Here is a 452-nt window from a genome sequence, read left to right as displayed (position 1 = left end):
AAAATATTCTATAGCAACTTCTGCAATGTTCAGACATTAAACGCTGCTAACAACCAGTTGAAATATATAAATCTTGATTTCCTGACTTATCTTCCATCTATCAAAAGTTTAAGACTGGACAATAATAAAATAACCCACATTGATACTAATAATACATCCGATATTGGAACTTTATTCCCCATAATAAAACAGAGCAAAACTTAAATTTTTTAAATGTTTCTGGGAAGAACAATTGCCCTACTATGCAGCTCATGTTATTTAATTTGTTTTCCCCAGCACTTAAGCTTAATACTGGCCTGGCAATTCTTTCGCCTGGTGCATTTGAAGTTCACTCTGACGGAATAGATGTGGATAACGAATTGTTTCACTATCCTATTAAAAAAACATATATCCCATATAATATACACACTTATAAGACAGAGGAAGTTGTAAACCAGAGGAATATAAAAGTT

The 452-nt window shown here is 32.1% G+C and carries 1 pseudogene; it reads left to right on the top strand.

From position 1 onward, the window contains the following. Nucleotides 1-452: pseudogene (locus tag K0039_RS25340) on the top strand (hypothetical protein); the annotation flags it as partial.

The sequence above is a fragment of the Terrisporobacter mayombei genome, from assembly GCF_020748465.1.
Taxonomy (GTDB): domain Bacteria; phylum Bacillota; class Clostridia; order Peptostreptococcales; family Peptostreptococcaceae; genus Terrisporobacter; species Terrisporobacter mayombei.
Note: the sequence above shows the minus strand (reverse complement) of the source record. Positions and strands in the feature narration are given on the sequence as shown.